This window comes from Paenibacillus thailandensis (assembly GCF_042685365.1).
Lineage (GTDB): Bacteria > Bacillota > Bacilli > Paenibacillales > Paenibacillaceae > Paenibacillus_AP > Paenibacillus_AP thailandensis.
In genome coordinates this window covers 1-25490 of the sequence record NZ_JBHUMY010000039.1, presented here as the reverse complement: position 1 = coordinate 25490, position 25490 = coordinate 1, and the positions used below count along the sequence as shown (strand labels likewise).

The following is a 25490-nucleotide window of genomic DNA, read 5'->3' as shown; positions in this document are numbered from 1 at the left end:
ACTTGGACCGCAGGGTCCTGGGAGAGTAGGACGTCGCCAAGCACGAAGAACCTGCCGTATCTAATACGGCAGGTTTTTTGTTGTTCCCGGAAGCCAAGCGACTTCACTCTCCCGGGAGAGTATCTGAAGCTTGGATCGAAGCAAAGGCAAAGCAGAAGGCCCGGCAGCAAAGGAAGCTTCAGATCCCGACCTCGAAGGAAATCCAGAAGCGGATTCATTCGGTGCGGAATGGACGTCGCCAAGCACGAAGAACCTGCCGTATCTAATACGGCAGGTTTTTTGTTGTTCCCGGAAGCCAAGCGACTTCACTCTAACCGGGAGAGTATCTGAAGCTTGGATCGAAGCAAAGGCAAAGCATAAGGCCCGGCAGCAAAGGAAGCTTCAGATCCCGATCTCGAAGGAAATCCAGAAGCGTATTCATTCGGTGCGGAATGGACGTCGCCAAGCACGAAGAACCTGCCGTATTAAATACGGCAGGTTTTTTGTTGTTCCCGGAAGCCAAGCGACTTCACTCTAACCGGGAGAGTATCTGAAGCTTGGATCGAAGCAAAGGCAAAGCGGAAGGCCCGGCGTCAAAGGAAGCTTCAGATCCCGACCTCGAAGGATGTCCAGAAGCCAATTCATTCGGTGCGGAATGGACGTCGCCAAGCACGAAGAACCTGTCGCATGTAATGCGGCAGGTTTTTTGTTGTTTTTGTTTTATGCTGCAACTAAACTCGTCATTGGAAAGCGTCCTGTGCGATAATGAAAAAGATGGAAATTGATAAGGAGGTTTGGACGATGACGGATGAAGTGAAGCGATTGAGCGTAGAGCATTTTGATGCAAGGATGGAATTGTCCCAGTTTGCGTTTCAATACCAATTATCGCGCGAAGAATTGGAGAAGCGGAAGAAGCAGGACGCCGAGTTGCCGTCGGCCAAATGGGGGATATTCGACGGCGATAAGCTTGCCGCTCAGCTCACTGTTTTGGATTTGCCCGTATACATAGGAGGCCAATCCTTCAGGATGGGCGGCGTTGCGGGCGTATCCACCTGGCCGGAGTACCGGAGGCAAGGCTTGGTTGCCAAGCTGCTGCGCCATTCCCTTCAAGAGATGAAAGCCGAAGGGCAAACGATTTCGATGCTTCATCCGTTCTCGTTTTCCTTTTACCGCAAATTCGGTTGGGAAACCTATATTGAATACAAGAAATATACGTTGAAAACAAGCGAGCTGCCGCCTAAAACTGCATATGAAGGCCGTATGGTAAGGGTTGAAGGGCAGCCGGAATTGCTTAACGGCATTTACGAGCAATATGCCGTTCGCTACAACGGCATGCTGGGCCGCTCCCGGGCTTGGTGGAACATTCGCGTCTTCAGCCCGAAGCCGGAGGTGAGCGTCGTTTATTATAACGAAAGCGGTGAACCGACAGGGTATATCATCTACGCGGTCAAAGAAAAAAAGATGACGGTTGAGGAATTCGTTGCTTTGGACAATCAAGCCTATTCGGCGCTCTGGACGTATATCGGCCAACATGACTCGATGATCGACAGCGTCACTTTAACGATGCCGTCCGACGATATGCTTGCCTATAGGCTGCCCAATCCGCGTATCGGCCAGGAGATTGTGCCGTATTTTATGGCGCGTATCGTCGACGCGGAGGCGTTCGTTGCGCAGTATGGATTTGTCCCGTCGGCCGATGAGACGAAATCCAATATTCGGATACGCGACGAACATGCGCCTTGGAACAACGGCGACTTCGAGCTGACGATCAAGTCAAGCGGCGAGGCTGTCTTGACCCGTTATGACGGGGAGCTTGAAAGCGCCGGCGCCCTGTCGATCGACATCGGCTCCTTGACTGCCTTGCTGCTCGGATACCGCACGCTTGGCGAGCTTCGGGCGATCGGCCGGGCAAGCGGAATGGCGGAAGAAGACGCCCGCCGGTTGGAGGCGCGCATTCCTAAAGCAGTCACGTATTTGGCGGATTTCTTTTAGTAAGAATTCAAGCCTTTGCCCATACTACAAGCGTCGGAGCGCTCCTCCAGGGCGCGCCTCAATGTCCGGTACGGCGCCTTGACAGCCCTAGACCCCTCTGCTAATATTGCAATAATATACGTGAGAGGTACTAATTCAAGGGAGGAACATACTCGTGTGGGAAACGAAATTCGCCAAGGAAGGTCTAACATTCGACGACGTGCTGCTTATTCCGCGCAAATCGGACATTCTGCCACGTGAGGTTGATGTATCGATCAAACTTAGCGAGAATGTAAAGCTGAACATTCCGTTGTTGAGCGCAGGCATGGACACGGTAACGGAATCTGCGCTTGCAATTGCTATAGCACGTGAGGGCGGCATCGGCATTATTCATAAAAACATGACGATCGCGCAGCAAGCGGAAGAGGTGGATCGGGTTAAACGTTCGGAGAGCGGCGTTATTACGAACCCATTCTCTCTGACGCCGGAACACCATGTGTACGATGCCGAAGAGCTGATGGGCAAATACCGGATTTCGGGCGTTCCGATCGTCGATGACACGGGCAAGCTGGTCGGCATCCTGACGAACCGCGACTTGCGTTTCGTCCACGATTATTCGATCAAAATCAAGGAAGTTATGACCCATACCGAGCTCGTAACGGCTCCTGTCGGCACGACGCTGGAGGAAGCGGAAGTGCTGCTGCAGAAGCATAAGATCGAGAAGCTCCCGCTTGTAGACGAGAACAATATTTTGAAAGGCCTTATCACGATCAAGGACATCGAGAAAGCCATTCAGTTCCCGAACGCGGCCAAAGACAAGCACGGGCGTCTGCTGTGCGGCGCGGCCGTCGGAATCTCGAAGGATACGGAAGAAAGAACGGCGGCTCTCGTGCAAGCCGGCGTCGACGTCTTGGTTGTCGATTCCGCGCACGGCCATAGCCATAACATTTTGGAAGCAGTCCGCAAGCTGCGGGCAACCTATCCGGATCTCGTCATCATCGCGGGCAACGTCGCTACCGGCGAAGGTACCCGCGCGCTGATCGAAGCCGGCGCATCGGTCGTCAAAGTCGGCATCGGTCCGGGCTCGATCTGTACGACTCGAGTTATCGCGGGTATCGGCGTACCGCAAATTACGGCGATTTACGATTGCGCGACCGTCGCACGCGAATACAACGTGCCGATAATCGCGGACGGCGGCATCAAGTACTCCGGCGACATTACGAAGGCGATTGCCGCAGGCGCCAGCGCCATTATGATCGGCAGCTTGTTCGCCGGCACTTCCGAAAGCCCGGGCGAGACGGAAATTTTCCAAGGCCGCAGCTTTAAGGTATACCGCGGCATGGGATCCTTGGCAGCGATGAAAGCCGGAAGCAAAGACCGTTACTTCCAAGAAAGCGAAAACGTCAGCAAGCTTGTTCCGGAAGGCATCGAAGGACGCGTTCCTTACAAAGGCCCTCTGAAGGACACCGTGCATCAGCTGATCGGCGGCTTGCGCTCCGGCATGGGCTACTGCGGAACAAGAACGATCCAAGAGCTGAACAACGATACGCAGTTTATTCGGATTACGGGCGCGGGTCTTCGCGAAAGCCATCCGCATGACGTTCAAATTACGAAAGAAGCGCCGAACTACTCGCTTTAATCGGAATCTGGATAAACACATTAACGTAGGCAGAGGTTACGCTTCGGCGGAGCTTCTGCCTATTTTTTGTACAATGAAAGGCGTCTGATCGGAGTGGTAATTTTCGGAATGGGCTCTAACGCGGGCGTGACTTAAACCGAAAAAATATGACATTATCGCTGCCGGAAACCGCTATCCGTTGGGCTTAAACGGCTTGTCTCCCCATAAGAGCTTATGGTTCCTTCCCTTCAGGGCGGAGGCGGCTTAAAACCCGTTCCCCGAAGGTTTAATCCTACTTGTCTATATGATACAATAGCTACGGTAAAATACATGGGAGAAAGGGAGAGACTGCATTGAAAGCAATAGTTAGACCGAAGCGACTGCGGACAGTAGCAGCATCGTTTATGGCAGTATGGTTGGTAGTGCTCTCGCTCGGTTCGACTGGTGCGCATGCAGCGGGCACGCCTGGCGGGGAATGGGTGGACAATTCGCTGGGATTGAATGTATCTTCCGCGATCTTGATGGCGGCGGATACGGGACAAGTATTGTATGAAGTGAACGCTGATGCTCCGCGCCCGCCGGCAAGCATGACCAAACTAATGACGGAATATATCGTCCTGGAAGAAATATCGAATAAACGTTTGTCTTGGGATACGGTCGTGACCGTTTCGGAGGAGGCGGCATCGACGCCTGCGGACGGTTCGCAAATTTATTTGGCCCAAGGCGATCAACATACGGTTAAAGATTTGTATATCGCAATGGCGGTAGGATCCGCGAACGACGCGACGATCGCGCTGGCGGACCATATCTCCGGAACGGAACAGAAGTTTGTGGAGAAGATGAACGAGACGGCCAAAGAGATGGGACTCACCTCCGCTCATTTCACAAGCGCGACGGGCCTTCTGGACACGACGGTCATCTCGGCGCGGGATATGGCGACGCTTGCCCGCAACATTCTGACGAAGCATCCGGAATTTCTGGAATATTCCAAAATCCAGCAATACAAGTTCCGCGAGCGGGACGAGGATCCGATGATCAACTACAACTGGATGCTGGAGTCGAACTCTTCGATCCAGAACTTCAAGCAATACGCTTATCAAGGCGTTGACGGCATGAAAACTGGTTATATTTCGAAGGCGGGTTACACGTTCACCGGTACCGTCATGCGCGACGGCGTCCGTTACATCAGCGTTGTCATGAACACCGAATCGATGGGCGCCCGTTTTACGGAAACGGCCAAGCTGTACAATTACGCTTTCAGCACGTTTGAAGAGAAAGTGGCGGTTCCGGCGAAATCGGTTGTAGAATCGGTCGAAAAGGTAAAACTGAAAAAAGGCGTTAAAACTACGGTGCCGGTCGTAACCGATGCCGACGTATCGTTCTACGTGAAGAAAGGCGCTGAACCGAAAATCGAGCTGACGGCAAAGCAAATCCCGGGCGAAGACGAACTTGTCGCGCCAATCGAGGCCGGCCAGAAAATCGGTACGGTAACGTATACGTATACGGACGAAGAAGGCAAAAAGACGGAACAGACGGTCAACCTGGTAGCGGCCGAACCGGTGGAGAAAGCCGGCTGGTTCCGCTTGACGTTCCGCAGTATCGGCAATTTCTTCAGCGATTTGTTTAACGGCATCCTGGATTTGTTCTAAAATCGGCAAATGTCCTCTGACTAAGCCTAGAAGGGTTGTCGGAATTAAGGCAATACTGTAAAATAAATGGTTAGACAAGCATTCTGTCCTTATTCGAAGGACGAACCGTTCGGCGAGAAATATAAGGCGGCAAGCCGGAACAACTACGTCTTCCTATCGAGGGACAGACGGTTTCGGCGGGAAATGTAAGGCGATATAAGAGTAAACATCTATGGGCCTTATATTTTGAAAAGCGCAAACCTATAAATCCTTATATTGCAATAAAAACGGTATACGATCGACAAGTTGGCTACCTTATAGGAGGATATGGACAAATGGAGACAGGAACAACTCGTGTTAAACGCGGTATGGCCGAAATGCAAAAAGGCGGCGTTATTATGGACGTCATGAATGCCGAGCAAGCAAAAATCGCGGAAGCTGCCGGCGCAACCGCCGTCATGGCGCTTGAGCGCGTGCCTTCCGACATTCGCGCCGCCGGCGGCGTGGCTCGCATGGCGGATCCGACGATTATCGAAGAGGTTATGAAAGTCGTATCCATCCCGGTTATGGCGAAAGCCCGCATCGGACATTATGTGGAAGCGAAAGTGCTGGAAGCGCTCGGCGTCGACTATTTGGACGAAAGCGAAGTGCTGACGCCGGCCGACGACGTATTCCACATTGACAAAAGCGAGTTCACCGTTCCTTTCGTATGCGGCGCCAAAGATTTGGGCGAAGCGCTTCGCCGCATTCAGGAAGGCGCGGCGATGATCCGCACGAAAGGCGAGCCGGGAACCGGCAACATCGTGGAAGCCGTCCGCCATATGCGTCTCATCAATTCGCAAATCCGCAAGGTGCAAAGCATGTCCAAGGACGAACTGTATAACGAAGCGAAGGTGCTGGGCGTTCCTTACGAGCTTCTGCTTGGCGTACACGAGAACGGGAAGCTGCCGGTCGTCAACTTTGCCGCGGGCGGCGTAGCGACTCCGGCTGACGCCGCGCTTATGATGCATCTTGGCGCGGATGGCGTCTTTGTCGGCTCCGGCATTTTCAAATCCGACAACCCGGAGAAGTTCGCGCGCGCGATCGTGGAAGCAACGACGCACTATACGGATTATAAGCTGATCGCGGAAGTTTCCAAAAACCTCGGCACGCCGATGAAGGGCATCGAGATTTCGAAGCTGCACACGTCCGAACGGATGCAAGACCGCGGCATTTAACGAATTGACCCAATCGGGGCTGAGGCTTATCTGTTCACGGCGAGACGGTCCCGTCCTTCCTTCAGGAAGGCGGCGGCCGTTTGCGCTTGAAAGATACGAAAGGATAAGCTTCACTGTTGACCGGCTTATTTTTTGACGAAGCGCTTTATCCTTTGATCAAGGACGATGAAGTCGTTGCTTCTTAAGTTCAGAAAGGCGTGTTGGAACGATGAAGATTGGGGTATTGGCGTTGCAAGGCGCCGTAGCGGAGCATATACGAAGCTTGGAGGCGGCGGGCGCGGAAGCGGTCGCCGTTAAGCAAAAGGAGCAATTGCAGGAGCTTGACGGGCTTGTTCTTCCCGGAGGGGAGAGCACGACGATCGGCAAGCTGATGCGCAAATATGATTTTATCGATGCGATTCGCGCCTTCTCCGGCGAGGGCAAGCCGGTATTCGGCACTTGCGCCGGCTTGATCGTGCTTGCGGATCGCATTGACGGGCAGGAAGAAGCGCATCTGAAGCTGATGGACATGACCGTGGCGCGCAATGCGTTCGGCCGTCAGCGCGAAAGCTTCGAGACCGATCTGTCGGTTAAAGGAATCGACGAGCCCGTTCGGGCCGTATTTATCCGCGCGCCGCTTATTAAAGAAGTGGGACCCGGAGTAGAGGTGCTGTCGACCTATAACGACGAGATCGTCGCAGCGAGACAAGGGCATCTGCTGGCGGCATCCTTCCATCCGGAATTGACCGACGACTACAGCCTGCACGCTTATTTCGTCCGAATGGCGAAAGAACGTGCCGCGCACGCGACGAATTAACTATTTTCCCTTCAGAGAGGGGTTTACCGATTGTGCTTGACGTAAAATTGTTAAGAAACGAATTCGACAAAGTCGAGCAGGCTTTGCGCAACCGCGGCAAGTCGCTTGACCTGATTGCCGGATTCCCGGCTTTGGACGCGCAGCGCCGCGATCTCATTCAAGAAACGGAAGCGTTGAAGAACCGCCGCAACACCGTCTCGCAGGAAGTGGCGAAGCTGAAAAAATCCGGCGGCGACGCCGAGGCGCTTATTGCTGAAATGCGCGAAGTCGGCGACCGGATTAAAGAGCTGGACGACCGTCTGCGGGAGCTCGATGCCGAAGTGACGGAGCTTGCGATTTCTATTCCGAACATCCCGCACGAAAGCGTGCCGGTCGGAGCTTCGGAAGAGGACAACGTGGAAATCCGCCGTGTCGGCGACGTTCCGGCGTTTGATTTCGAGCCGAAGGCGCATTACGAAATCGCGCAGGAGAACGATATTCTCGATTTTGAACGGGCGGCGAAAGTGACGGGCTCGCGTTTCGTCTTCTATAAAGGGCTCGGTGCCCGGTTGGAGCGCGCGCTCATCAGCTTTATGATGGATCTGCACAGCGATCAGCACGGCTATGAAGAGGTGCTGCCGCCTTATATCGTCAATCGCGACAGCTTGATCGGCACGGGGCAGCTTCCGAAGTTCGAGGAGGATCTGTTCAAGCTGACGGATTCCGACTATTATTTGATCCCGACGGCGGAAGTGCCGGTGACGAACCTGCACCGCGAAGAAATTATGTCGGCCGAGGAGTTGCCGAAGTACTACGTCGCCTACAGCGCGTGCTTCCGCTCCGAAGCGGGCGCGGCCGGCCGCGATACGCGCGGGTTGATTCGCCAGCATCAGTTCAACAAAGTCGAGCTGATCAAGCTGACGAAGCCGGAAGATTCGTACGACGAGCTGGAGAAGATGACGGCCAATGCGGAGCGCGTGCTTCAGCTGCTCGGACTGCCGTATCGCGTGTTGACGTTGTGCACGGGCGATATGGGCTTCTCCGCAGCCAAGACGTACGATCTCGAAGTATGGCTGCCGAGCGCGGGCACTTACCGCGAAATTTCGTCTTGCTCGAATGTCGAAGACTTTCAGGCTCGCCGCGCGAATATCCGGTTCCGCCGCGACGCGAAGAGCAAGCCGGAATTCGTGCATACGCTGAACGGCTCGGGTCTTGCGGTAGGGCGTACGGTTGCCGCCATTCTTGAAAATTACCAGCAGACTGACGGCTCGGTGATCATACCGGAAGCGCTTCGTCCGTATATGGGCGGCATATCCGAAATCCGTCCGAAGGCTTAACCTTTTCATGAGTGCCATAGGTCAGAAATTGGCGGTTGCTTGGCGTTTTTGACCTATGGTACAATGATATTTGTGGTCCTATTTTGGCGATCATACGATGGAGAGATACCGAAGCGGTCATAACGGGGCGGTCTTGAAAACCGTTAGGGTGCAAGCCCACGTGGGTTCGAATCCCACTCTCTCCGCCATACATACTCGTGATAAGCGTTCGGAGGCGATTACGCCTCTGGGCGTTTTTTCTTTTTCGGAGGGATTGCCTTTCATTGACTTCTCTTTCTCGCCATAAAGTCCCTTTAACAAGGATTGAATCGGCTCGGCTTGACCGTATAAATCGCCCGGCCTTATCGCATCTTAATGGATGTGGAGGTGCTATCTATGGGTAAAAACGACGAACTGCGCATCGATTCGCAGCAGCTTGCGGAAGCTTGGCAGCGGGTATTGCCCGACCGGATCAACCAAACCGATTCGTGCACGGTCGTCCCGGACGAGTCGCAAGCGAACGCATTACGAGTAACGATCGACATAGCCGGTCATCAGAAGTATTCCCTTGATTTTAAAGTGACGTATGTCGACAGCCGCGAGGTGAAAGCCGAGCTGATCGATGTGGAGAGAGACGGCATCCACGTGGATGAACGAACCGATATTATTCAACAGCTTATATCCGATTACACCCGCCATCTGCATGAATGCGCCCAAGCGCTTCATCAGCTGACGCATGCGTAGGGAGGCTGCCCGTCAACATGACCAAAGCGAAAGGCACGTCCGATAAAAATTTGTTCAACGTGGTGCAGGAGCTGGATAAAAATCCGGTCAACTCGCATCAGGCCCAGCAGCTGGAGCAGGACTCCATGGACCGCAGGCATCAGGATGCGCTGAATCACGATGAACCGACCGACTTGGAGCATCAGCGCAGCTAAAGGGGGAAGCAACCATGACAGTAGGGAAGTCGAAAAGCATCCCGGTCCCGAGACCGGAAGAGGATCGGAGAAGAGCGCGCAACGACGGAAGCAATCAGCCGCAAGCGCCGATGTCCGGATCGAAAAAAACGAAGCAGCATAACCATGTCAGCCACAACAATCCGGAAGGTTGATCCGGACGGGTGGCTCGAAACCGAAGCAGCGAAGAGAGGGGCGCAAAGCCTCTCTTTTTTTGTTTTCATTAGCCGGACGATCGGGCATCCGCTTCAATTACGGCGTGTTATGCTATAGAATGGGTATGGCGCGTTATAGGGAAGAGGAGGGGATAACGTTGTCGATCCAAAAGGGGAAGAGATCGATCATTGTATCGATCGCCATTATGGTCGTATTAATCGTGCTTTCGGGTTGCACGAACGGCGGTTCGCCGAAGGAAGCGCTTCTGAAGGCGATGGAGAAGACGGCCGCGGCGGAGTCCTATTCGGCGCAAACGACCGTAACGATCCATGAGGCGAACATACCGGTTCAAGGCGACAAAGCGGCTTCCGCCGGTTATGTCGCGACGGTACTGAAAGGAAGCAAGCTGCATATGAACACGGAGTATCGGAAGGAGCCGTTCCGGACGGATTGGAAGCTGCAGCTGGAGCTGGCCGGCGGGGGCGTGACGCTTAACGTGCCGATGATAGCGACCGGGGATAAACTGTATATGAAGCTGCCGGCGCTGCCCGCGTTGCCGCTGCCGGAAGCGGCAACGGATAAATATATTGAGCTGGCGCTTCAAGAGCAGAACAATGCTTCGAAGGACGCGGAGGGAGATGTTGCGGCCAACCGCCAACTGCTTGCGGGGGATGTTCAGAAGCTGATCATGACGTCTTTTGACGGGGACGGTTACTTCTCCGAGCTTGAAACGAAGGATGCCGGATTGCCGGAGGGCGTAAAGGCGGAGCGGGTGATCCGATTTGGCATTACGCCTCAGAACCAGGCCGATGCGGCGGCTGCCGTGACGGGCAAGCTGCTGCCCGGGCTTTACGACCTGCTGCTCGACAACGCGGAGTATTTAAAGTTGTTGAACGTAACGAAGGAGCGGGTTGAACAATGGAAGGGCGATCTGGCTGCCGGCTCGGACGGGCTGACGGAAAGGTTGAAGGCGGGTCTGAAGGTTAACGATATTTCGATCGTATCGGCGATCCGGGACGGATATGTCCATTATCAATCTATGACCATTAACGTCGAATGGAAGGACACAGTCTCCGGGGCCGAGCGGGTGTCAGGGAAGCTGGATCTTCGGTTCGACACCGAATATAACGGCATCAATAAGCCGGTTGCCTTCGAACAGGAGCTTCCGACGGATCCATTAACATGGGAGCAGTTTACGCAGCTGCTGCAATCTCCTTCTGCCATGTAGGCGATGGACAAGAAGCGGGTTTCCCGATGAGGGGAGATAAAGCGGGTATTCTCTGCTGGCAGAAGCCTGCGGCTAAGCGCCGCAGGCTTGATTTTTCATACTTAGCATCAGTTGATTTTAATTTCAATTTTCACGTTTTCGCTTGGAGTTTCGTTTTGCGAAAGATTTTGAATAAGAAAATAATAGTTTCCGCCTTTCGTTATGGTCATCTCGGAGCCGTTGTCCACCAGCTTTCCATCGAGAGGGGTCCGATCCGTATATTCCAATATTCGGACCTCAAGTTTGCCGCCGGTATTCGAGTAATTCAACGCTACTTGATCACCTTCATGAAGAGCATACCCGCCAAATGTTTGAGCGTCCCCCGCCGGAATTTTATTGTAGGAATTCGAATATTTTCCGCTCGCTACTCTTTCGACCGCAAGAGAATCATCGTCGCTCCATAGATCGGGCCCTTTTCCGGCTTTATCGCTTGCCGCGTTTTGTCCGCTTACATGTTCGGAGGATTGTGCCGCACTTGTGGCAAATACCGTTGCCGAGCCAAGGATAACGGCAGCAGCTAGTATGCATGCGGTCAAAGAAAATTTCCTTATTTTCATAATGGACACTATCCTTTCTTCAATAGCGTTTTTACTAAAATGGCTATTCAACAGCGACAGCTTGGTCTTGTGTTCCTCCATGTCTATTAGCGTCATGGCATATGCGGATTTGAAGCTTTCCCCGTGTATCTTTAAGACCGTTTCATCGCAGGACAGCTCAAGATCGCGGTTTGCCAATACATACATCACCCATACAAAGGGATTAAACCAATTCAAACAGAATACAAAGGCCAGCAGCCATTTTGTCAGCGCGTCGAAACGTCTGATATGCACAAGCTCATGGGTTAAAATAAAACGAAGCCTGGCTTCATTCGTCCAATCCATCGTTTTGGGTAAAAGAATTTGAGGGCGGAATAGGCCATAGGTCAATGGGGCAGTGATTTTATCGGACTGTCTAATTTGTACGGAGCGCCGTATGGAATGCTCATGGATCCAACGGACAACAAAATCGTTGTCGACAGGCAAAGACGTTTGAAATTCCCTAATAGCCTTCAGATAGGTTGCGATGAAAAACATGGCGCATAAACAGAAGCCGCTTAGCCAAACAATCGTTACGGATGAAAGAGGTACGGTTGAAGCGTTTATGAATATAGGTTGAACGGCAGCAGGAATAGTATCTGCATAAGAAATGTCACCCATGTTCTCGGGATGAGGAGGCGCCGACCATTCGGCGAGCATCTGTTTCACCGTATTTAATGCTGTGTAAAAGCTGAACTGCGAGGGGATAGGTTCCGGAAGAAGCAATCGAACGACAACCACTCCCCACAGTACAAGGAAAGTTTTCTTCGGCAATTTGTGCAAAGCAAGCGCTCGAATGATAACGACTACAATAATGAGGGCGACCGCTGAAAAGCTTGTTTGAATGATATTCATCAGAATAAACGCCTCATTCCAATTTACTTACAATTTGCTTCAGCTTTTGTATTTCCTCGGCGGATAGATTTTTTCTGCCCAAAAGAGACGCAAAAAGCAGATCAACGGAGCCGTCAAATACTTTGTTGATGAGTTCCGTCGTTTCTTGCTCCTGTACCTGTTCCTTCGAAATAGCCGGCCGGCACAAAAAATTCGGTTCGATCCTTTCAATGACGCCCTTTTCGATACACTTTTTAATAACGGTGTAAGTGGTATTCTTGTTCCAGCCCACTTGTTCTTTCAAGAGGGCAACGAGTTCCTTGGCGGTTGTTGGCCCTTCCTTCCACAAAATATCCATGACCTTCAATTCAGAATCAAATAACTTGACTTTCAATCCTCCACCCTCCTTTGGACTATTGCAATAGTCTAAACCACTTCAAGACTATCACAGTAGTCCGTCTTTATCAAGTATATTTCATACGTGTAAGGTCATTCTTCTTACGAACTCCGTCAAATCCTCAGGCTTGTATTGAATACGGCATGTGCCGTCATATACATAATGTCAGCGGCGTCGCGAGCCGTCTCGTCGGAGGCCGACAAAAGAGCGATCGTTGCGATGACATACATAACGAGGAAAAGCGATAGGAGGTTGAGGCGGATGGAACAGCTTATCGATGTCGCCATTATCGGCGGCGGTCCGGCCGGGCTGAACGCTGCTCTGGTGCTAGGCAGAGCGAGAAGGAGCGTTATCGTTATCGACGAAGAGCGGCCGCGGAACCGGGTGACGCGCGAATCGCACGGTTTTTTGACCCGGGACGGCATGAATCCGGGCGAGTTCCGCAAGCTGGCGAAGGAACAGATCGGCGCTTATCCGTCCGTTCGATTCGCGGAGGATACGGCTGTGGCGGTATCCGGACGCGACGGCGATTTTTGGATCGGGACGAAGACAGGGGCGATGTACCGGAGCCGGAAGCTGCTGTTTGCCGTCGGCAAAAAAGATCTGCCTATTGAGATCAACGGGCTTGCGGAGGTGTACGGCAAAAGCGCCTTCGTATGCCCCTATTGCGACGGTTGGGAGATGAGGGATCAGCCTCTTGTCCTTATTGCGAGAGGTGATGGAGCGATGCACTCGGCGATGCTGCTGTCGGGTTGGACGAACGATACGGTTCTGTGCACGAACGGTCCCGACGGACTAACCCCGGGACAACGCGCCGAGCTGGACCGCCATCGCATTCCCGTATTCGAGGCGTCGATTCGAGCCATCGAATCGACGTACGGCATCGTGGAATGCGTCATTCTGCAGGACGGAATCACTATCGCCTGCAAAGGCATTTTCTTTACGCCGCGGCTTGCGCCCGGATCGGACCTGCCGCAGACCTTGGGCTGCCGGCTGACGCCGTCGGGAACCGTCGCCGTGGACGCCTACGGCAAAACGAACGTCCCGGGCGTCTACAGCGCGGGCGATGCCGCGACGGAGCTGTATCAAGTCGTGACGGCGGCGTCGACGGGGGCGCTTGCGGCCATCGGCATCAACGGCGAGCTGCTGGAGGAGGCTTGGTACGGGCAGGAGTGAGGGGCGAGATAAGGCGGAAAGGAATCTGAGTGCGGTACGTTTCCCCATGCGTAATTGAGAAGGGAGCCGGAAGCGGATTCGCGAGGCAATGGACAAAGGGCTGCCCGATATGGCGGTTTCGCCAAGACGGGCAGCCGTTCAGGGGCAGGGGCAGAACCTATGCGAGAGAGCCGGCTATTGGTGCTGTACCGCGGCGGCATCCGCCTTAGCCGCGGAACTTGCCGCGAAGGCGCGCCGCGCCAGCAAGCCGAACAGAACGGCGCAGACGGTAAGAGCCGCCGTCAGCACATAAACGGCGACGATGCCGAGCCGGTCGGCCGCCCACCCGAGAAGCAACAGCGAGACCATGCTGGTGAAGCTGACGATCGTGTTTTGCGCGGCCGTCACTTTCGGGAGGATTGCCGCATCCGCGCTTTGCTGAATGAGCGTCTGCCGGGCAATGTAAGCGAGCTCGGCGACCGGACCCATAAGCAGGACGAGAACAAGCGCGGCCGGCGGCCATTCGCCGAATGCGTATAAGAAGGTCAGCACGGCGTACGACGCCATGCCGGCCAGCATGGCCCCATAAACGCGGTTCCGCAGTTTTCGGACGAGGGTCAATACGCCGAAGCTGCCGATGACGGTTCCGGCAAAATAGACGGCGTTAATGTAGCCCCACCAGGCTTCCCCTTGGCCCAATACGTCCTGCACGTACGCAAGCGTAAAAGCGCCGACCCATACCGTAGCGCCTAAGGTTTCGATGATATCGATAACGGCAAGCGTTCTTAATCTCGGCGAAACGGCGATGAAGCCGAATCCTTCGCGAAGCAGCGCGAGCTTCCCCTTGGAACCGGCTCCGGGCGTCGTTGTCTTCACTTTCGAATCCGGTCCGGATTGTTCCGCGGCCAACGGCTGCGGCCCGGACTTCGGTCCGGTTTGCAGCCGGGAATCCGGTTCGGTGCGCGCCGGGTGTTCTTTCACATCAGTCCGGGGATGCGCCCAAAAGCGGCCTTTCCGCTCCAACGGGTCCCGAATCAGCGGCGTGAACAGGAACGAGGCGGCGTAACAAACGGCGGCAAGAAGAAGGGTCGGCTCCGGACCGATGACGGAAACGAGCAGCCCGCTAAGCCCCCAGCCGGCAAACTGGACGATCCGGTCGCTGAGCGCCATCAGGCTGTTGGCTTTCATAAGACTGTCGCCGGGTGCGAGGCGCGGGATAAGCGCGTTGCGGGCGGGCGTCGTCCAGCCGTCCATGAACGACATGGCGAATACGAGCGCCAGCACCGCCGCCAGCGCGGGCTCCTGCGGCCCGTATTGCAAATAGGCGGCCAGCGCCGCGAAAAACAGCAGCTGCACCCCTTGCGAGACGAACAACAGAAACGGCAGCTGATACACGGCGAGCAGAAGCGGCGCGAGAAAACTGCTGATCATTTGCGCTCCGACCCGAAGAAGCGGGATGAACACGGCGGACAGCAAGGAGGACGTCTGCTCCAACACCAGCACGGTCAGCGCCGTAATATATAAAATGTCCGCCGCGTTGGCGACGGTTTGCGTCGTGAGCAGGCTGTAGAACGAACGTTTGAACAATGAGATCACCTTTGAATGGAAATTCCTTTTATTACCTCGAATTGATCTAGGTTTTATTACCGCATCGGAAAGCTTAAGTTTGGTACAACTTTAGCATATAGCATACTATAGATCTTTCCAGTTGGCACTAGAACCTGCCTTTAAACGCGGTCGCTCATCTTCGAGACGCTTCGAGAGGCTCGATCGAGGTTTTCTTATAGCGGAGGGAGGAAGCCGCGGCCAGCAAAAAAAAGCGATTCCCGGCGAGCGTTCAAGCCGTGCGGGAATCGCTTTAAATGCTTTAAGGCCATGCAGCCATTGTTACGGTGTCATGGGGATTCACCGGCGGATCGCCGCCGGATCAAGCTAAAGCTTCGGCTTCCGACAGCTCCTTCAAGATGCGGTCGACGGTTTCTCTGGACACCCGCAGCATGCCGTTCTCGGCAATTTGCTTAAAGGAGAGCGGCTTCGCGATATGAACCGCAGCGCCGTCCAGCAGCTGGGGCGCATGCCGCTTCAGCACCTCGACGGCGCGGCCGTCCATCAGCGCTTCGCTGAGCCGCGTCCGGTCGCTGTAGCTTTGCCGGAACAGGCCGGGGCTTTCGTAAGCGAAACGGTATTCGCCCGAACCGACCTCGATTTCGAGCCCGTCCGACGTTTCCCGGAAGCTCTTGACGCCCGCCGCGCCGCCCGACAAGGCGGAACCGCTTTCCGTTACGCCGGCGGCCGATGCCCCTTTCAGCACGATAACCGCCGTTGTATTCGCCGGAATCGCAGCCGAAACTTCGATCCGGCTTCCGTTTACGGTCCAGCCCGACTTCACAAAGCCGTACATTGACCGGTAGGACGCTTCCGCGCGGTCAAGCAGCGTCGAGCCGAACAGCGGCTCGATGCGGATCCGCTTGAATGCCGGGGACGAGCCGTCCATGTCGAGTCCGGCTACTTTGCGGTACATCCAATCGCCGACAGCGCCGTAGGAATAATGGTTAAACGAATTCATGTCGTCGCTCCAGAACGATCCGTCCGGCTTGATGCTGTCCCAATGCTCCCAGATCGTCGTGGCTCCCTTGGACACCGAGTACAGCCAGCCGGGGTAGCTGTCCTGAAGCAGGAGACGGACGGCCGTCGTGTGATACCCGTGCTCCGACAACGTTAAGCAGAGATAAGGCGTGCCGACGAAGCCCGTTGTCAGGTGGTAGTCGTTCTCGACGATCAGATTGTTCAAGTCTTCCGCTACCCGCGCTTTTACCGCGTCGTCGGCGAGACCGAACATAAGCGTCAGAACGTGTGCCGTCTGCGTCGGTGCAGCCATTCGTCCCGTCGGCGTCATGAATTCGCTCCGGTATGCTTCCGTAATCCGCTCCAGCAGCTCGCTGTAGCGGTTCGAATCCTCCGCATAGCCAAGCGCGTCGGCGGCATCCCTCAGCAGCCTTGTGGAGTAAGCGTAGAAAGCGGTCGCCACGAGCTCCTTCGGCGTTGCTCCGGTATAGCTGTTTTCCTTGGCGTCGAGCGCCAGCCAGTCGCCGAAGTGGAAGCCGGTATTCCACAGATACTCATTGTCTCCCTGCGCCCGAATATATTCCACCCACCGCTTCATGCTTTCGTACTGCTCGGCGAGCAGCCGGCGGTCGCCGTAATATTGGTACACATGCCACGGGCATATGACGGCGGCGTCTCCCCATGCGGCGGAGTTGGCGCCGCCGACGATGTCCGGCACGACGAACGGAATGCCGCCGTCTTCGTGCTGCTCCGCCTTCACGTCGCGCAGCCACTTCGTAAAGAACGGGGCGCCGTTGTAATTGAACAAAGCGGTGCGGATGAACACCTGGGCGTCCCCGGTCCAGCCGAGTCTCTCGTCGCGCTGCGGACAATCCGTCGGCACGTCGAGGAAGTTGCCGCGCTGCCCCCACTGAATGTTGCGCTGCAGCCGGTTCACCCGGTCGTCGGAGCACGAGAATTGTCCCGCAGGCGGCATGTCGGAATGAATGACTTCCCCGACGAATGCGTCGAGCGGCAGCCCGTTCTCCTGCCCCGGGAAACCTTCCACCTTCACATACCGGAAGCCTTGGAACGTAAAATGGGGAGCGTAGCTCTCGACGCCGCCGCCTTTCGCGATATATTCGACCGTCTGCCTGGCAGGGCGAAGGTTGCCGAAATAGATGTTGCCGTCCTTGTCCAGCACCTCCGCGTGGCGCAGCGTAATTCGCGTGCCCGCCGGAGCCTGCACGGCCATTCGGACGCGGCCGACCATGTTTTGTCCCATGTCCAGAATACGGTCCCCCGCCGGCGTTACCCATTGACCGATCGGGCGGATGGTCTCCGTGACGCGGGTCGGCCAATTCTCTTGAGCCACCAGCCGGTCGTACGGCAAGTCGGGCAAGCGGACGCCGCTCCACGACGAATCGTCGAAGCCGTATTCGCACCAGCCGGCTTGTTCGAGGCGGGCGTCATACGTTTCGCCGTGGTAGATGTTCGAATAAAGCACCGGCCCAAGCGCCGCCCGCCAGCTATCGTCCGTCGAAACCACCGATTCCGTGCCGTCCTCATGACGGATATGGAGCTGCAGCAGAGCGGCGCGGCAATCTCCGTACATATAGTTGCGGCCGTCGAAGCCGAGTCCGCCCCGGTACCAGCCGTCGCCGAGCATGATGCCGATGCCGTTGCCTCCGGTCTTCAGCGCATCCGTGACGTCGTACGTTTGATACTGGAGACGGTGACGGTAGCTGGTCCAGCCGGGAGCGAGCAAATCGTCCGACACTTTGGCCCCGTTCAAATAAATTTCGTAGACGCCGGCGGCCGTCGCGTATATGCGGGCGGAAACGACCGGAGACGCGACTTCGAAGCTGCGGCGCAGCAGAAAAGCCGGCTTGGCGTCGGCCGGGATGTCTTTATCGTCCGGCGTAATCCAGCGGGCCTGCCATTCCTCGGGAGAGAACAGCGCCGTCTCGAGCTTCGCCTCTGCGCTCCATTCCGACTCGGCCTCGAAGTTGTCCCATACTTTCACCCTCACGCGGTAGCCGGTCCGGGACGCGAGCGCCGGCCCGCCGTATACGATGTGAAGCGACTCGTCCGACTCCACTCGGCCGGTATCCCAGAGCGGCGAATCGAAGCTGCCGCCTTCCGCCGCAAGCTGCAGCCGGTAAGCGCGCTGCATCGTTCCTCTCCGATCCGAATCCAGCGTCCAGCTGAAACGCGGCTTCCCCAGGCCGGTGCCGAGCAGATGCTCGCGATACTCGATCGTTAGCGATTGAACGGTTAACCATGACATGAACATGCATCTCCTTCGTGAACGGGAATAAATGCATTCGATTAAGGCTGTCTTCCATTATAGAAGCGTCCGGAGCAATATGTAAGCGTTTGATTTTTTGGGGGGATGTCGTCTTTTTTTGGGTGTGCGGATATGAGCTCGGGCGTAAGGTTGAAGCCGCACCGTACGTGCTCTGACAAGAATGAAAGAAAGTCGGTTTCCTCTTTGCTGCGGGAGTCGAAGCGGGTATCTGGCTGTAGTAGGACGAAGATTATGCTGCCGGAGGGCGTAGAGGCTTCGCGGCCCGGTAAGGGAAGCGAAGCCTTCAGCTCCGGCAATGAGGCGGCGATGGACCGAACTAGAGGTACCGCTCTTTAATAATGGACATATGGTGCAGCTCGTGTCCGGCAATAATATAGGCGAACGCCCGCGCGGATGCCGGACCGCCGTTTGCGGTTCCCCGGTTGGCAAGCAGCTTCTCCGGAAGCCGCTTGAGCAGCGCAATCGTAGCTTGGCGGACAAGCTTATATTCCTCCAACAATTGCGGCAGCGTGCAGCCGGCGTATGGATCGCTCGCCATGTACTCATCCTGGTCGTAGCCGGGCAGCGGCTTCTGCTCGCCGTAGGCGATGCACATCATGCGGAAACTCATGATCCGTTCATTGTCGATGATATGTCCGAGCACTTCCTTAAGCGTCCATTTGTCCGGCGCATACCGGTACAGATGCTTGTCCTCCGGCAATTCGCCGAGCAGCTTGACGGTCTCCTCCTGCTGGCGCTCCAGCACGGCGATCAGGTCGCCTTCGGGGATTTTGCCGATGTAAGTGTCGTAAAAAGGGTTGTATTCTCCTTGCTGCGGTTTTGCAATCATAACGAAAACCCTCCTCCTGGAATAGAATGGCGTTATGAAATCAATTCGCCGGACGTCAGCCGTAATCCTTTATTGGAATCGACCCGGTCTTAAAAAAGCACGATGCCGGCTACCCCGGAAGCGGCGATAACGGCAAGCGGATGCAGCTTGTATTTAAAAAGGGCGAGCAACGCGCCGCCGCTGATCGCGAGCGTGGCGAACGTCGTCCAGCTGACGAACGGCTCGCCGTTCCCCGTCAGCCCGAAATGGATGGCGGCATACAAAATAAGCCCCGTCACGATCGGGCGAAGCCCGTACATCGAGGATTTGACCCAGACGCTATCGTGAATCCGGTACAGAAAGGCGGCCGCCCCGATCATGAGAAGCAGGGAAGGCAGCACTATCCCAAGCGTGGCCGCGACAGCTCCGCCGATGCCGGCCGTTTCGTACCCGACCAGCGTGGCGCTGTTCGTGGCGACGGGACCGGGCGCCATACCGGCAATCGAGACGGTATTCTGGAAGTCGGCGTCGGACAGCCACCCGCGCGCCGTCGCCTCATGCCGGATCATCGCGATGACCGAATAGCCCCCGCCAAACGCGAGCAGCCCGATTTTTAGAAATACGACAAACAGCTCCCCGAGCATGACCGTCCCTCCCTTTTTATAGTCGGATTAAATGTAGTATTCCGGATAGTGGATTTCTTCCCGGACCGAAGCTTGCAGTTTCTTCTCCGTATCGCTCCGAAGCCCCAGCAGCCGTTTCAGCCGGATCAGAACGATGCCGGCGAACAAGCCGACCGCCACGATGGCAACCGGGTTGACGCTTGTAAAAACAAGCAAGGCCACCGTAACGGACGCGATCGCGATCGTGGTGGCGTCGAACAAGGCGGACTTGGCCATCCGGACGGCCGCCCAGATCATAAGCGCAATGACGGCGCCTTGGATTCCCTGAAGGGCGGCCTGTACTTTATGAACGTCGCGAAAGACCGAATACAGAAGGCTCAGCGCGAACGCGATAATAAACGTCGGCAGCGTGATGCCGGCAACCGCCGTTACGGCTCCCGGAATGCCGGCCAGCCGGTAGCCGATGACGGCGGAAGCGTTCACGGCCGTCCCGCCGGGCGCCGAGCTTGCGAGCGACAGCAGATCGTTCATCTCCTCTTGCGTCACCCACCGCTTATTCAAGGCTTCCCGTTCGATGAGCGGAATCGTCGCATACCCTCCGCCGAACGCGGCCGGTCCGATGCGGACAAAGCTCCAGAACAGAGACAGCAGCAGCGCGGCCTTGCCGGATAACGTCTGCGGCATTGGTTTTCCCTCCTTGCATATTGCTTTTCTATTATACCATCTTTAATTCAAATTGGTATCAAGTTAAATGAATCATTTTTGAACACCGCAGAAGAAATGGGGCGAATTGCCGATATTTTCAATAAAACCGACTAATCCGGTCTTGAATACTTGTCATAAATAAGCTACTTAATTTCATTTTGGATTAAAGTAGGTCGATTAAGTTCCTATTCGCCATCATGGGCAAGTGCGATATAGTGCGATATAATGGGATTTGAACGAAAGCGCCAAAAGGAGCAAGGACCATTGATTTCAAATATAATTCCGTCCTCCAAGAAATTGATTTATTCGCGCATTGCCGACCGGGGGCAAGTGTCCAAAGCGGAGCTGCTGGAGGAGTTTGCGCTGACGAGCAGCACGATGACCCGTCTTCTCGACGAAATGATGGCCGAAAAGCTGCTGCGGATATCCGGATACGGCGAATCCAAAGGCGGGCGCAAACCGATACTATACGAAATAAACCCGACATACGGCTACATCTTCGGGCTGGACATCTCCCGGGTGGTATCCAGCTTGGGGCTGTTCGATATGCAAATGAACGCGAGATCCATCGTGCATTGGCGAATGGACGAAGGCATGACGCCGGAGCAGTTCGTGGCGCACGCGGCCGGCTATATGAAGTCGTTTCTGAACGACTTGCAGATTCAGCCGGCCGACATTATCGGCATCGGCATCGGCGCCGTCGGACCGATCGACCGGGAGCGCGGCGTTATCGAGAAGCCGCTGCATTTTGCCGCGCCGGGCTGGAACGACGTGCCGATCTGCGAATTGCTCGAGCGGCAGACCGGTTACCGCGCCGTGCTGGAGAACGGGGCGAATACGGCTTTGCTCGGCGAGCAGTGGGCTCACCGCTATGCGAACATGCAGCATATGCTGTATGTGCATGCGGGAGCGGGCATCCGTTCGGCGATGATGTCGCAAGGGAGGCTCATTCGCGGCGCGAACGACGTGGAGGGGGCGGCCGGCCAGATGATTATTCAGGCAGGAGGGAGCCGGCTCCACGAGTACGGCAATTACGGCGCGCTGGAGTCGTTCGTTTCCGTGGAAGCGATCGTCCGCAAAGCGCAGGCCCAGGCGAAGCTGGGGCGAACCGAGCTGCCCGACCGGTACGGGGTCGCGCCGGAGAAAATCGGCTACGACGTGCTGCTGAAGGCGCTGGCGAACGAAGACCCTTTCGTGAAGGAGCTGTTTGCGGAGTCGGCCGCTTATTTCGGCATCGGGCTGGCCAACATGATTAATTTGTTCCATCCCGAGCATATTATTTTGGGCGGCGCATTGGTGAACTCCCATGAATTGTTTTTCCGGACGGCCGTGGAGGTCGCGCAAAAAAATACGTATTGGTTCCCGCAATACAAGCCCGAATTTTCCAAAGGCATGCTGAGAGAGGATGCGGTTGCGACGGGCGCCGCCATCATGGTCCGGCAGCGGCTGGAGCTGTAGGGAGCCGGTTAGACGAAGCAAGAAGCCGACCGCCTGTCTTCGATGGAGGAGAGGCGGGCGATTGGCGTTCCGCCGGCGATGATTGGATCTCCGGTGCCGATGCGGGGGTTACTTGAAGAACCGTTCATGCTGATACGGTGTGGAAGCAGGAGGTTCTTTTTGGCGGCACCGGGCGGCGCAAAATCGGCAACAAAAAAACTGCAGTCGGAGACTGCAGTTTGTCGGTTATGTATGGTCGAGACGACAGGATTTGAACCTGCGACCTCTTGCTCCCGAAGCAAGCGCTCTACCAAGCTGAGCCACGTCTCGAAAAGATCCTTCGCGATCGCGCGGTAAAAATAGTTTATCACGTTTGGGCGGCGGTTGTCAAAGGGCGGCCAGGCGCGATAAAAAGCCTCTTCGGACGGTTTGGGCCATATAATCCCGAACTTTTGAAGAGGCTTTGTGTTTTATTCGGACTTGCTCGCCGTTAGGCGATCGACATCGTCTGCTTGAGCAGCTCTTTCATCATCTGCGCGCCTTTCACCTTGACGTTCAAGCAAGGGGAAATCCCGATCTTCGCTTGGCCGCCGGTCAGCAGGTAGCGAAGCTGTTCGGCCGTATCGCAGCTTTCGGGGAGCTCGTTCCACACGCTGCCGAACTGCAGCGGCTGATGGGAATCGCTGCCGGCGAATACCGGGAGGCCCAGTCCCAGAGCGAACTCGCGCACGCGTCCCTCCATGCCCGGGCCTTGCTCGTACAAGTCTTTGGCGTTTAAGTCAAAGCCGTCGAGTCGCTTGAGCAGCTCCGGGGCATGATGCGTCAGCGGCGTGCCCGTCCGCAGCGGGTGAGCGCCGATCCGCAGCAGCGGGAGATCGTCCGTGCGGTCCAGCAGCTCTCCGAACGGAACGAAGCTGCCCTTCTCTTTATGAGGCTCGAGGCCGGCGTTCAAGGAGCGGATCAGCTCGCGGTTGCCGATGACGAGAATATGGCCGGTTTCCCGCACGTCGATCTCCATGCCGCTGAACACTTTTAGCCCCTCCACGACATAGTGGTCTCCGGCGTAGTCGAAGTGCCCGTCCAGACAGTCCAGCATATCGGCGAAACGGCGGGTGTTAAAATGCTCGGTCAGCGCAACCGCGTGCAGACCGCTCGCCAGCGCCTCCCGCGCCATGGAAAGGAAATAATCGAGCGAGAAGTCCGTTTTTTTGGCCAGCTTGCCGTGCGTATGCAAATCAATGTTCATCATGTGGCGGTTCTCCTATCTGTATTATTAAACGCGGTCTCAGAGAGATATCCAGTGCCCGGCGCCGAACAAGGCCGCCATATAAAGCAGCGAAACGGCCATAAAGACGATATCGGCCGGGCGTATTCGCAAATAAGCAAGCTTAAGCCGCTTGGCGTCGGGGCTGACGAGGGCATAGGTAAAGCCTTTGACCTCCAGCGCCTCTACCGTGGTGCGGGTTCGTTTCGCCGTGTTCAGCATAAGCGGATAAAAGGTCATAACGGCCGTTCCGCCGAGATAAAGGACGGAACGCCAGCCGAACAGCCCTTTCTTCAGCGGGGCCCGGCCCCGCAAACGGAAGGAATGGAACAGATGGTGGTATTCCTCGATCAGAATCGGCAGCATCCGGTAGCCGTACGATACGCCGAAGCTGAACTGCGCCGGAACGCCCATGCTGAGCAGCGCGTCGCTTAGCCGTTCCGGGTCCATGCTGGAGAAGACGGCGATGCTCGCCAGCGAGATGACGAGCAGCTTCAGCGTGAGGGTCATCAGCGGCCATACCGCCGCGAAGCTGCCCCCGAACAAGAGCGAGCCGAACAGGATATAGCCGATCTCGCTGACCAGGCCGAAGCCGAGAATGAACAGGACAAGCGGGCTCACCTTGGACGTCAGCGTTAGGACGATCATCGGAAGGAGCAGGCCGAGCAGTATAAATTTATTGGAAATAAACCACGGCACAACGGCCATAACCGCGTACCACCCGATCAGCACGCGCGGGTCGAACCGCGAAAGCAGCGTCGATTGGCGGCCGAATGCCGTGCGCATCAGCTCGACTTTGATCTGCTCGACGCTGAGCTTGTCGAGCAGACCTTGTTTAATGGCTTCCAACCGGACATTCCTCCTTCGTATAGCTTGGGGTTATGCGCCCCATGAACTCGTCGACGGAGAGGCAAGGCGGCTCCATGCCGAGCGCGGCTCCAAGCAGCGTAATTTGCGGCGGCGTAAGGCCGGCCTTTTCCAAGACGGCGCCGTTTGCGAACAGCGACCGTCTATCCGTGTCCAGCGCGACTTCCCCGTTGTGCATCACGATGACGCGGCTCGCCCACTCCGCCACGAGCTGCATGTCGTGAGTGGCGATAACGACGGTTTTGACGTTTGTAAGCTGGCCGGCGAGCAGCGCGGTCACTTCGCGGCGGCTCGAAGCGTCGAGGCTTGCGGTCGGCTCGTCGAGCAGCATGACCGCCGGCTGCATGGCGAGGCCGATGGCGAGCGTGGCGCGCCGCTGCTGCCCGCCGCTCAGCAGGCGGCCGTCGCGGTCCGCCAGCCCGGCCAGCCTTAAGCGGCCGATCAGGTCCTCGACCAGCCGTTCGGTTTCCGGGCGGCGGCGAGCTTTGAGGAAATAAGCGATATCCTTGCGGATCGTGTCCTCGATGAACATTTCCTCCGGCTGCTGATAAATGTAAGACACGTAGTCGGACAGATGCTCCGGCGAAACTTTGCGGGTCTCGTAGCCGCAGACCGTCACGCTTCCCGAGGTTGGCTTGCGGATGCCGGAGATCAGCTTCAGCAGCGTCGACTTGCCGGCTCCGTTGCTGCCGACGACGGCGATCCGTTCGCCTTCGCGGAGCGTCAGCGAGACGTTGCGCAGGACGGAGTGATCGGTCCGGCTGATCGTTTTGTAGCCGGCCGACACGTGCTCGAAGACGACCGTCGGCTGCGCCTCCGCCCTCTGCTCGGCGATCCCGCCCGTTCCGGCTTGGGCCGGGTAGAAGCGGTCGCCGCGCCGCTCGAAGAAAACGGCGGCTTCGCGCAGCGTCACCGGATAAAGCGGAGCTTCCTCGACGGCAGCGGACGGCGTGCTGTTGCCGGTCGCGGTCGCGGCACCGGTGCCGGTTGCAGTTGCCATGCCGGTATCGCACGGCTCGCCGCTGCCGGTTGCGGTCGCCGCGCCGGTGCCGCTATGCAGCGCAGCGCGCGGCGGGCGCGGCGCGTC

Annotated in this window: 24 protein-coding genes and 2 tRNA genes; 15 read left to right on the top strand and 11 right to left on the bottom strand. The window is 56.3% G+C overall.

What is annotated here, in order from left to right:
* The first annotated feature begins 130 nt into the window (after nucleotides 1-130).
* The 13 genes from ACFSW5_RS23550 to ACFSW5_RS23490 all read left to right on the top strand — a co-directional run bounded on the left by ACFSW5_RS23550 (nucleotide 131) and on the right by ACFSW5_RS23490 (nucleotide 10844).
* Nucleotides 131-517 carry a hypothetical protein gene (locus ACFSW5_RS23550; RefSeq protein ID WP_379278846.1) on the top strand — a complete coding sequence of 129 codons (387 nt, stop codon included), beginning with the start codon at nucleotides 131-133 and terminating at the stop codon, nucleotides 515-517.
* A 19-nt stretch (nucleotides 518-536) separates the two neighbouring features.
* The gene (locus ACFSW5_RS23545) at nucleotides 537-764 is read left to right on the top strand and encodes a hypothetical protein (RefSeq protein ID WP_379278844.1); all 228 of its coding nucleotides are present in this window, start codon (nucleotides 537-539) and stop codon (nucleotides 762-764) included.
* A 16-nt stretch (nucleotides 765-780) separates the two neighbouring features.
* Nucleotides 781-1971 (top strand): GNAT family N-acetyltransferase, encoded by a 1191-nt coding sequence (locus ACFSW5_RS23540; RefSeq protein WP_379278842.1) that lies wholly within the window; start codon nucleotides 781-783, stop codon nucleotides 1969-1971.
* Nucleotides 1972-2125: 154 nt separating this feature from the next.
* A complete protein-coding gene (gene guaB / locus ACFSW5_RS23535; RefSeq protein WP_379278839.1) occupies nucleotides 2126-3589 on the top strand; it encodes an IMP dehydrogenase in 1464 nt (487 codons plus the stop codon).
* 383 nt (nucleotides 3590-3972) lie between these two features.
* On the top strand, nucleotides 3973-5217 hold the full coding sequence (locus ACFSW5_RS23530) for a D-alanyl-D-alanine carboxypeptidase family protein (protein ID WP_379278837.1): 1245 nt from the start codon (nucleotides 3973-3975) through the stop codon (nucleotides 5215-5217).
* A gap of 314 nt (nucleotides 5218-5531) precedes the next feature.
* Complete coding sequence (gene pdxS / locus ACFSW5_RS23525; protein ID WP_379278834.1) at nucleotides 5532-6413, top strand: pyridoxal 5'-phosphate synthase lyase subunit PdxS; 882 nt, start codon at nucleotides 5532-5534, stop codon at nucleotides 6411-6413.
* A 208-nt stretch (nucleotides 6414-6621) separates the two neighbouring features.
* Nucleotides 6622-7209: a pyridoxal 5'-phosphate synthase glutaminase subunit PdxT gene (gene pdxT / locus ACFSW5_RS23520; RefSeq protein WP_379278832.1), complete on the top strand. Its 588-nt coding sequence runs from the start codon at nucleotides 6622-6624 to the stop codon at nucleotides 7207-7209.
* A gap of 32 nt (nucleotides 7210-7241) precedes the next feature.
* Nucleotides 7242-8525, top strand: coding sequence for a serine--tRNA ligase (gene serS, locus ACFSW5_RS23515; protein ID WP_379278830.1), 1284 nt, complete (start codon nucleotides 7242-7244; stop codon nucleotides 8523-8525).
* A gap of 99 nt (nucleotides 8526-8624) precedes the next feature.
* Nucleotides 8625-8713: transfer RNA gene (locus ACFSW5_RS23510), tRNA-Ser, on the top strand.
* A gap of 187 nt (nucleotides 8714-8900) precedes the next feature.
* On the top strand, nucleotides 8901-9248 hold the full coding sequence (locus tag ACFSW5_RS23505; protein ID WP_379278828.1) for a hypothetical protein: 348 nt from the start codon (nucleotides 8901-8903) through the stop codon (nucleotides 9246-9248).
* A 17-nt stretch (nucleotides 9249-9265) separates the two neighbouring features.
* Nucleotides 9266-9442 (top strand): hypothetical protein, encoded by a 177-nt coding sequence (locus ACFSW5_RS23500; protein WP_379278826.1) that lies wholly within the window; start codon nucleotides 9266-9268, stop codon nucleotides 9440-9442.
* Nucleotides 9443-9456: 14 nt separating this feature from the next.
* The gene (locus ACFSW5_RS23495) at nucleotides 9457-9615 is read left to right on the top strand and encodes a small acid-soluble spore protein P (RefSeq protein ID WP_379278824.1); all 159 of its coding nucleotides are present in this window, start codon (nucleotides 9457-9459) and stop codon (nucleotides 9613-9615) included.
* A gap of 158 nt (nucleotides 9616-9773) precedes the next feature.
* A complete protein-coding gene (locus ACFSW5_RS23490; RefSeq protein ID WP_379278822.1) occupies nucleotides 9774-10844 on the top strand; it encodes a hypothetical protein in 1071 nt (356 codons plus the stop codon).
* 107 nt (nucleotides 10845-10951) lie between these two features.
* On the opposite strand, the gene ACFSW5_RS23485 is transcribed toward ACFSW5_RS23490, so the two are convergent.
* Nucleotides 10952-12313: a M56 family metallopeptidase gene (locus ACFSW5_RS23485; protein ID WP_379278819.1), complete on the bottom strand. Its 1362-nt coding sequence runs from the start codon at nucleotides 12311-12313 to the stop codon at nucleotides 10952-10954.
* 13 nt (nucleotides 12314-12326) lie between these two features.
* Nucleotides 12327-12686 (bottom strand): BlaI/MecI/CopY family transcriptional regulator, encoded by a 360-nt coding sequence (locus ACFSW5_RS23480; protein ID WP_379278817.1) that lies wholly within the window; start codon nucleotides 12684-12686, stop codon nucleotides 12327-12329.
* Between the two features lie 264 nt (nucleotides 12687-12950).
* Between ACFSW5_RS23480 and ACFSW5_RS23475 the strand changes: the two genes are divergently transcribed.
* A complete protein-coding gene (locus tag ACFSW5_RS23475) occupies nucleotides 12951-13865 on the top strand; it encodes an NAD(P)/FAD-dependent oxidoreductase (RefSeq protein WP_379278815.1) in 915 nt (304 codons plus the stop codon).
* A 174-nt stretch (nucleotides 13866-14039) separates the two neighbouring features.
* Here the strand turns inward: ACFSW5_RS23475 and ACFSW5_RS23470 are convergent, their stop codons facing one another.
* The 5 genes from ACFSW5_RS23470 to ACFSW5_RS23450 form a co-directional block, all read right to left on the bottom strand.
* Complete coding sequence (locus ACFSW5_RS23470; RefSeq protein WP_379278813.1) at nucleotides 14040-15440, bottom strand: MFS transporter; 1401 nt, start codon at nucleotides 15438-15440, stop codon at nucleotides 14040-14042.
* Nucleotides 15441-15771: 331 nt separating this feature from the next.
* Nucleotides 15772-18678, bottom strand: coding sequence for a family 78 glycoside hydrolase catalytic domain (locus tag ACFSW5_RS23465; RefSeq protein ID WP_379278810.1), 2907 nt, complete (start codon nucleotides 18676-18678; stop codon nucleotides 15772-15774).
* Between the two features lie 337 nt (nucleotides 18679-19015).
* Nucleotides 19016-19528, bottom strand: a complete 513-nt coding sequence (locus tag ACFSW5_RS23460) for a DinB family protein (protein ID WP_379278808.1) — start codon at nucleotides 19526-19528, stop codon at nucleotides 19016-19018.
* A gap of 89 nt (nucleotides 19529-19617) precedes the next feature.
* Complete coding sequence (locus ACFSW5_RS23455; RefSeq protein WP_379278805.1) at nucleotides 19618-20151, bottom strand: chromate transporter; 534 nt, start codon at nucleotides 20149-20151, stop codon at nucleotides 19618-19620.
* A 27-nt stretch (nucleotides 20152-20178) separates the two neighbouring features.
* Entirely contained in the window at nucleotides 20179-20814 is a 636-nt protein-coding gene (locus ACFSW5_RS23450; protein WP_379278802.1) for a chromate transporter, read from the bottom strand.
* 285 nt (nucleotides 20815-21099) lie between these two features.
* On the opposite strand from ACFSW5_RS23450, the gene ACFSW5_RS23445 reads away from it, so the two are divergent.
* Nucleotides 21100-22293: an ROK family protein gene (locus tag ACFSW5_RS23445; protein WP_379278800.1), complete on the top strand. Its 1194-nt coding sequence runs from the start codon at nucleotides 21100-21102 to the stop codon at nucleotides 22291-22293.
* A 232-nt stretch (nucleotides 22294-22525) separates the two neighbouring features.
* Here the strand turns inward: ACFSW5_RS23445 and ACFSW5_RS23440 are convergent.
* The 4 genes from ACFSW5_RS23440 to ACFSW5_RS23425 form a co-directional block, all read right to left on the bottom strand.
* Nucleotides 22526-22602 (bottom strand) — tRNA-Pro (locus ACFSW5_RS23440).
* Nucleotides 22603-22762: 160 nt separating this feature from the next.
* On the bottom strand, nucleotides 22763-23521 hold the full coding sequence (locus ACFSW5_RS23435; RefSeq protein ID WP_379278798.1) for a PHP-associated domain-containing protein: 759 nt from the start codon (nucleotides 23519-23521) through the stop codon (nucleotides 22763-22765).
* A gap of 36 nt (nucleotides 23522-23557) precedes the next feature.
* Entirely contained in the window at nucleotides 23558-24385 is an 828-nt protein-coding gene (locus tag ACFSW5_RS23430; RefSeq protein ID WP_379278796.1) for an energy-coupling factor transporter transmembrane component T family protein, read from the bottom strand.
* Nucleotides 24372-25490: energy-coupling factor ABC transporter ATP-binding protein (locus ACFSW5_RS23425; RefSeq protein ID WP_379278794.1), on the bottom strand; the 1119-nt coding region annotated here is incomplete at its 5' end. The genes ACFSW5_RS23430 and ACFSW5_RS23425, both read right to left, overlap by 14 nt.